This window comes from Nocardia asiatica NBRC 100129, assembly GCF_000308415.1.
GTDB lineage: Bacteria > Actinomycetota > Actinomycetes > Mycobacteriales > Mycobacteriaceae > Nocardia > Nocardia asiatica.
The window spans coordinates 21,074-28,574 of sequence record NZ_BAFS01000188.1 but is presented as its reverse complement, the minus strand read 5'-3'; the positions used below and the strand labels follow the sequence as shown (position 1 = coordinate 28,574).

Annotated in this window: 8 protein-coding genes; all 8 read left to right on the top strand. The window is 69.4% G+C overall.

All coding sequences use genetic code 11. The features are described from left to right. On the top strand, positions 1–893 hold an 893-nt coding region (locus ON27_RS18215; RefSeq protein WP_043728504.1), incomplete at its 5' end, for a translation initiation factor IF-2. 73 nt (positions 894–966) lie between these two features. Further along, positions 967–1,257 carry a DUF503 domain-containing protein gene (locus tag ON27_RS18210; protein WP_043728501.1) on the top strand — a complete coding sequence of 97 codons (291 nt, stop codon included), beginning with the start codon at positions 967–969 and terminating at the stop codon, positions 1,255–1,257. A 95-nt stretch (positions 1,258–1,352) separates the two neighbouring features. Next, entirely contained in the window at positions 1,353–1,796 is a 444-nt protein-coding gene (rbfA, locus tag ON27_RS18205) for a 30S ribosome-binding factor RbfA (protein WP_043728499.1), read from the top strand. A gap of 13 nt (positions 1,797–1,809) precedes the next feature. Then, positions 1,810–2,811 carry a DHH family phosphoesterase gene (locus ON27_RS18200; RefSeq protein WP_043728495.1) on the top strand — a complete coding sequence of 334 codons (1,002 nt, stop codon included), beginning with the start codon at positions 1,810–1,812 and terminating at the stop codon, positions 2,809–2,811. Positions 2,812–3,459: 648 nt separating this feature from the next. Then, a complete protein-coding gene (locus ON27_RS18195) occupies positions 3,460–4,758 on the top strand; it encodes an MATE family efflux transporter (protein ID WP_051046737.1) in 1,299 nt (432 codons plus the stop codon). A 58-nt stretch (positions 4,759–4,816) separates the two neighbouring features. Beyond that, the gene (locus ON27_RS18190) at positions 4,817–5,776 is read left to right on the top strand and encodes a metallophosphoesterase family protein (RefSeq protein WP_086007506.1); all 960 of its coding nucleotides are present in this window, start codon (positions 4,817–4,819) and stop codon (positions 5,774–5,776) included. A gap of 115 nt (positions 5,777–5,891) precedes the next feature. Next, positions 5,892–6,560 (top strand): 4'-phosphopantetheinyl transferase Npt, encoded by a 669-nt coding sequence (gene npt / locus ON27_RS18185; protein ID WP_043728488.1) that lies wholly within the window; start codon positions 5,892–5,894, stop codon positions 6,558–6,560. Continuing rightward, positions 6,560–7,459, top strand: a complete 900-nt coding sequence (gene truB / locus ON27_RS18180; protein ID WP_043728485.1) for a tRNA pseudouridine(55) synthase TruB — start codon at positions 6,560–6,562, stop codon at positions 7,457–7,459. Before npt ends, truB begins: the two co-directional genes overlap by 1 nt. Positions 7,460–7,501 lie beyond the last annotated feature (42 nt).

Genomic DNA, 7,501 nt, shown 5'->3' with positions numbered 1-7,501 from the left:
GGGTCGGCGACTCGATCGTGGCGGGCGACGCCTACGGCCGGGTGCGCCGAATGGTCGACGAGCACGGCGAGGACGTCGAGGCGGCGTTGCCGTCGCGGCCGGTCCAGGTCGTCGGCTTCACGTCGGTGCCGGGCGCCGGTGACAACCTGCTGGTGGTCGACGAGGACCGGATCGCCCGGCAGATCGCCGACCGGCGCAACGCGCGCAAGCGCAACGCGCTGGCCGCACGCAGCCGCAAGCGGATCAGCCTGGAAGATCTGGATGCCGCGCTGAAGGAGACCAGCGAGCTGAACCTGATCCTCAAGGGCGACAACTCGGGTACGGTCGAGGCTCTCGAAGAGGCGCTGCTCGGGATCCAGGTGGGCGACGAGGTGCGCCTGCGGGTGATCGACCGCGGCGTCGGTGGGGTCACCGAGACCAACGTCAACCTGGCTTCGGCGTCGAACGCGATCATCATCGGCTTCAACGTCCGTGCCGAGGGCAAGGCGACCGAGTTGGCCAACCGCGAGGGCGTCGACATCCGGTACTACTCGGTGATCTACCAGGCCATCGACGAGATCGAGAAGGCCCTCAAGGGCATGCTCAAGCCGATCTACGAAGAGGTCGAGCTGGGCCGCGCCGAGATCAGGGCGATCTTCCGTTCGTCGAAGATCGGCAATATCGCCGGTTGCATGGTCACGTCGGGTTCGGTCAAGCGCAACGCCAAGGCGCGCCTGCTCCGGGACAACGTGGTGATCGCCGAGACGATGACGATCTCGTCGCTGCGCCGGGAGAAGGACGACGTCACCGAGGTCCGCGACGGCTACGAATGCGGTATGACGGTCACCTACTCCGATATCAAGGAGGGCGACATCATCGAGGCCTACGAGCTGCGCGAGAAGCCGCGCGACTGACAGACCGATGCGCATCCGGACGCCGCGCGCAGTGCGCGGCGTCCGGCTCGGTCGTCCCGACACTGGAGGGTGTGTGTACCTGGGTGCACTGGAGTTCGACCTGCTGCTCGGCGACGTGCACTCGCTGAAACAGAAGCGTTCGGTGATTCGGCCGATTCTGGCCGAATTGCAGCGTTTCGGTGTGAGTGCGGCCGAAGGTGGGGAACACGATCTATACCGTCGCTCGCTCCTGGGCGTGGCCATGGTCAGTGCCGGCATGGAACATCTGACCGAGGTGCTGGACCGCTGTGAACGGCACGTCGCGGCCCGTCCGGAGTTACAGTTGCTGGCGGTGCGCCGCCGAATCTTCGGCCCCGAGGACTGAGGCGGCCCAGCGACGGCGCGGAGGACGGAGCGTGGACCACACCGGTCCACGCTCCGCCCGCCATCGACAGAGTTAGTAGTGAGGAGGAAACGGCCATGGTGGATCAAGCCAGGGCACGCCGACTCGCCAAGCGGATTTCCTCGATCGTCGCGACCGCGATCGAATACGAGGTCAAGGATCCGCGGCTGCGTTTCGTGACCGTCACCGACGCCAAGGTCACCGGCGATCTCCGCGAGGCGACGGTGTACTACACCGTGATGGGCGAAACCCTCGACGCCGAACCGGATTACGAGGGCGCGGCGGCCGGTCTGGAGAAGGCCAAGGGCGTGCTGCGCTCCAAGGTGGGCGCGGGAACCGGGGTGAAGTTCACACCCACGCTGGCATTCGTGCTGGACCGGGTGCCCGACGCGGCCCGGCAGATGGAGGAACTGCTCGCCAGGGCGCGTGCCGCCGACGACGAGGTCGCCAAGGTGGCCGCGACGGCCAGGCACGCGGGCGAAGCCGACCCCTACAAGGTCGAACGCGACGCCGACGAGTGACATGCGGTAGTCGATGACGACGATGCGGGAAACGGCCGACCTCGATACGGCCGTGGCGGCGCTGGACGCCGCGCGCTCGGTGACGATCGTCTGCCATGTGCAGCCGGATGCGGACACGGTGGGAAGCGGTCTCGCGCTGGCGCTGGTCTTGCACCGGCGCGGGATCCCGGTGCAGGTGTCGTTCGCCGAACCGGCGGAATTGCCCGCGTCGATGCGGTCGCTGCCGGGCGTGCGGCATCTGGTGGCGCCAGCCGCGGTGCGCGCCGAGGTCGACCTGCTCGTCGCGGTCGACTGCGGCAGCGCGGGCCGGCTGGGCGCGCTCGCCGACCGATTGCCCGGCGCGGCAACGACACTGGTGATCGATCACCATCGATCCAACACCCGTTTCGGCGCGATCAACGTGATCGATCCCGTCGCCGAGTCCACCACCAGCCTGGTCGCGCGGCTGCTCGACGCCTGGGGCGTGCCGATCGACGCGGACGTGGCGCATTGCCTCTACGCCGGTCTGGTCACCGACACCGGCTCGTTCCGGTGGGTGCGGCCGGGTACGCACGAACTGGCGGAGCGGTTGCTGGCCACCGGGATCGACGGCGCGGAGATCGCGCGCACGCTGATGGACACGCACCCGTTCGGGTGGCTGCCCATGCTGTCGCGGGTGCTCGGGACGGCGCAGCTCGTCCCGGACGTGCGCGGCGGGGTGGGCTTGGTGTACGCGTTCGTGCGTCGCGACGATATCGATGACGTGCGGTCGGAGGAAGTCGAGAGCGTGATCGATATCGTGCGCACGACCGCCGAAGCGGGAGTCGCCGCGGTGTTCAAGCAATCCCGCGTCGTACCCGACCGGTGGACGGTGTCGCTGCGCTCGCGCGACAGCGGGGCGTGCGCGGACGACGGGGTGGACGTCGCGGAGGTGGCGGCGGCGTTGGGCGGCGGCGGTCACCGTTTCGCCGCCGGATACACCGCCTACGGCACGCCCGACGATCTGGTCGGCGCGCTGCTGGCCGCGCTCGGGTGAGGGTGGTTGTTGTACCGGTGGTGGTTTCGGGGTCGGCTTCGACGAAAGCGGTGTCCCGCGCCGCTTTCGGGTCCTGCCATGAGATCCGCTCGTGCCCGAGTCGGGGGGCCCAAAGCCACGGCGGTGCGCCCGCTGCTTCCGGACGCTCGACCTCGACCGTAGGGAACGGCGAGACAGGGGTTGGATCCACTGGACCGCAAGGCAATCGCAGGCCGAACGCTGCCTCGGCGCTCGACGGTCTCTGCCGAGGGGATCTCTTCGGGTGCGGCGCACACGGTCGCCTGCCTCGTTCCGGGGCAACTCGCGTGCGAGCTCTGTGGCGGCGAGTTCTCCCACTTGCCCTTTCACACACGTGACCGGGCCGGGTCGCGCGCGGTCGCCGGGCCGTTGGTCATCGGCGTCGCCCTGCCGATCCGGAACCCTTGCCGCGACGCCCGCGCGACCCGAGCCGCGTGCTGCGGCAGTGAACATTCACCGCAGCCGCACTCAGCCGTGTTTGTCGGTGGGCAGTGCGAAGGTGGGAGAACGATGGCGGACGCGCGGGGGGAGGTGTAGGTGAACGCGCAGGGTTCCAGTGGCGCGGAAGTCGGTGCCCCGGTCCTGCCCGCAGACGGGGCGGAGTCGGGTCGTGCCGCCGCGGCGGGGCCGATGCGCATTCTCGGCCTCGCGTTGCCCACCCTCGGCGTGCTGGTCGCCGAGCCGATCTACCTGCTGTTCGATCTGGCCGTGGTCGGCAGGCTCGGTGCGCTCGCGCTGGCCGGCCTCGCGGTCGGCGGGCTGATCCTGGCCCAGACCAGTTCGCAGCTGACCTTCCTGTCCTACGGCACCACCGCGCGCGCGGCGCGTCGCCACGGCGCGGGTGACCATCGGGGAGCCGTCGCCGAAGGCGTGCAGGCCACCTGGATCGCGATCGCCGTCGGCGCCGCGATCCTGCTGCTGACGCAGGCATTCGCGGTGCCGGTGACCAGCGCGATCGCGGGCGGCGGCGATATCGCCGCGGAAGCGCTGGCGTGGGTGCGGATCGCGCTGTTCGGCGTGCCGTTGATCCTGATCTCCATGGCGGGCAACGGCTGGATGCGCGGCGTGCAGGAGACCCGTAGACCGCTGGTCTACGTGGTGGCCGGGCTGGCGGTGTCGGGCATCCTGTGCCCGGCACTGGTGCACGGACTGCTCGGTGCCCCGCGCCTGGGCCTGCCGGGCTCCGCCGTGTCGAACGTCGCGGGTCAGGTCGTCACCGCGTTGCTGTTCCTGTACGCGTTGGTTCGCGAACGGGTTCCGCTCGCACCGCGGTGGCCGGTCATGCGTGCCCAGCTCGTGCTCGGACGCGATCTCATCGCCCGCAGCTTCGCTTTCCAGGCGTGCTTCGTCTCTGCGGCGGCGGTCGCCGCGCGATTCGGCGCCGCGTCCGTGGCGGCCCACCAGTTGGTGCTGCAACTGTGGAACTTCCTGGCGCTGGCGTTGGACGCGCTGGCCATCGCCGCGCAGACCCTTACCGGCGCCGCGCTGGGGGCGGGCGACGCCACCGGCGCCCGTGCCATCGCGCGGCGGGTCACCCGCTGGTCGGAGATCTTCAGCCTCGGCTTGGCCGCCTGCTTCGCGGCCGGGGCGGTGGCGATCCCGGCGCTGTTCACCGACGACCCGGCGGTGCTGGAGCGCGCTCACGTGGTGTGGTGGTTCTTCGTGGCGCTCATTCCGGTGGCGGGCATCGTCTTCGCTCTCGACGGCGTTCTGCTCGGCGCGGGCGACGCGGCGTATCTACGCACCACCACACTAGGTGCGGCATTGCTCGGCTTCCTGCCCGCCATCTGGCTGTCGCTGGCCTTCGATTGGGGCGTCGCCGGAATCTGGTCCGGCCTCGCCGCGTTCATGATGTTGCGGCTGCTGGCCGTCGCATGGCGGGCGCTGTCGGGCCGGTGGGCCCTGGTCGGCGCCGAAGTGCCGAGGTGACCGACACCCGGCTCGGCCGGTGCGTGCGAATCCGAACGGATGTGCCAAGGTAGGTGTGGTGATACCCAAGTTAATGGCGGTGAGCGACATCCATGTCGGGCACCAGGGGAATCGGCCGGTCGTCGAGCAGATCAGGGCGGACTCGCCGGAGGACTGGCTCATCGTGGCCGGCGACGTGGGGGAGAAGACCGAGGACATCCGGTGGGCGCTGCAACTGCTGCGCAGCCGGTTCGCCACGGTGATCTGGGTGCCGGGCAACCACGAGCTGTGGACCACGGCGAAGGATCCGGTGCAGATGGCGGGCGTGGCGCGCTACGACTACTTGGTATCGATGTGCCGTGACCTGGACGTGCTCACGCCGGAGGACCCTTTTCCGGTCTGGCAGGGCGCGGGCGCCGAGGAGTACGGCGGATCGGTCACGCTGGCGCCGATGTTCCTGCTGTACGACTACTCGTTCCTGCCGGAAGGCGCGACCACCAAGGCCGAGGGTCTCGCGATCGCCCGGGAGCGCAACGTGGTGGCCACCGACGAGTTCCTGCTCTCGCCGGAGCCGTACCTGACCAGGGACGCCTGGTGTCACGCCCGGGTACAAGTGACCAAGCGCAAGCTCGACGCGCTCGCTCCCGGCACCCCGGTCGTCCTGATCAATCACTTTCCGCTGGTCCGGCAGCCGACCGACGTGCTGTTCTACCCGGAATTCGCGCTGTGGTGCGGCACCGAGCTGACCGCCGACTGGCACACCCGCTACAACGTGGTCTGCTCGGTCTACGGTCACCTGCACATCCCGCGCACCTCGCACTACGACGGCGTCCGGTTCGAGGAGGTCTCGCTCGGCTACCCGCGCGAATGGCAGCGCCGCGGCCTGCCCGAGCGATTGTTGCGCCAGATCCTGCCCACCCCGCAGTACCCGCCCGGCACGCTGAACAAATGGGGTGGCCACTTCCAGCTGACCCCGGAGATGGAAGCCGCCGCCGCGGAAATGCGCAGCAAAGCGCAGCAGCGGCGCGGATTGGCGTAACCGGACCGTTCGCGCGGCGCGTATCCGAGGCGACCACAGCCTTCGCCGAGCGAAGGCGCGGGCGGCTCATGGCGCTGCGAACCCGCCCGGTGGGGCTCGACTAGGCTCATCGGTGATGATCGAGAACATTCTGCCAGCGGGTGTGGCCTCGGCCGAGTTGCTGGCGTACCCGGAGGATCTGCGGCCGCATCCGGCGGAGGAGCATCTCATCGCCAAGTCGGTGGAGAAGCGGCGCCGTGATTTCATCGGCGCGCGGCACTGTGCCCGGCTGGCGCTCGAGCAACTCGGCGAGCCGCCGGTCGCCATCGGCAAGGGCGAGCGCGGCGCTCCGGTGTTTCCGCGCGGGATCGTCGGCAGCCTCACCCACTGCGACGGTTACCGCGCCGCCGCCCTCGGCCACAAGCTGCGATTCCGTTCCATCGGCATCGACGCCGAACCGCACGCCACCCTGCCCGACGGCGTGCTGGACTCGGTCAGCCTGCCGCAGGAGCGCGACTGGCTGAAGAACACCGATTCCGAACTGCACCTGGATCGTTTGCTGTTCTGCGCCAAAGAGGCCACCTACAAGGCGTGGTTCCCGCTGACGGTGCGCTGGCTGGGCTTCGAGGAAGCGCACATCACCTTCGAGATCGCCGACAGTTCGGCCGGTTCGGGGCACGGCAGCTTCCGCACCGAGCTGCTGGTGCCGGGGCAGACCACCGACGGAGGACCGCCGCTGCACTCGTTCGACGGCCGTTGGCTGATCACCGACGGGTACATCCTGACCGCGATCGCGCACGTCTGATGGACGCGCTCGGCGGGCTGCTCGTCATCGACAAGGCCGGCGGCTGGACCAGTCACGACGTCGTAGCGAAATGCCGGAAGCTGCTGCGCACCAAGAAGATCGGTCATGCGGGCACGCTCGACCCGATGGCGACCGGGGTGCTGGTGCTCGGCGTGGAACGCGCGACGAAGTTACTGGGCCTGCTCACCTTGACGACCAAGGCGTACACCGCGACGATCCGGCTCGGACAGGCGACCACCACCGACGACGCCGAGGGCGAAGTGCTCGCCACCACCCCGGCCGGTCACCTCGGCAACGACGAGATAGTTACGCGCACGATTGCGTTGACCGGGAACATCGATCAGATACCGGCCACCGTGAGCGCGATCAAGGTCCAGGGTGAGCGCGCTTACGCCCGCCACCGCGCGGGCGAAGACGTGCAGTTGGCCGCCCGTCCCGTCACGGTGTCACGCTTCGACGTGCTCGCCCGTCGCGACATCGGCGATTTCGTGGACCTGGACGTGGTGGTCGAATGCTCCTCGGGCACCTATGTGCGTGCCCTCGCACGGGACCTGGGCGCCGCGCTCGGCGTCGGCGGGCACTTGACCGCGCTGCGCCGCACCAGAGTCGGGCCGTTCACCCTCGACCATGCCCGCACCCTGGACGAGCTGGCCGCCGCCGCGGAATCAGGCGCACCGCTCCTGAGTCTCGACATGGACCAAGCCGTACGCACCGCCTTCCCGCACCGCGACATCGACGCCGCACAAGCCGACGACCTCCGCAACGGCCGATGGCTCGACCCCATCGGGATGGCCGGCGTCTATGCCGCTCTCGACCCGGACGGCCGCGCGATCGCACTGGTCCAGGAAAGCGGCAAGCGAGCCGCGTCGGTCATGGTCGTACGCCCGGCGAATTTGTAGGGGCGGATTCTGCCGCGTACCTGCTCGCGGCGCGATCGCGCG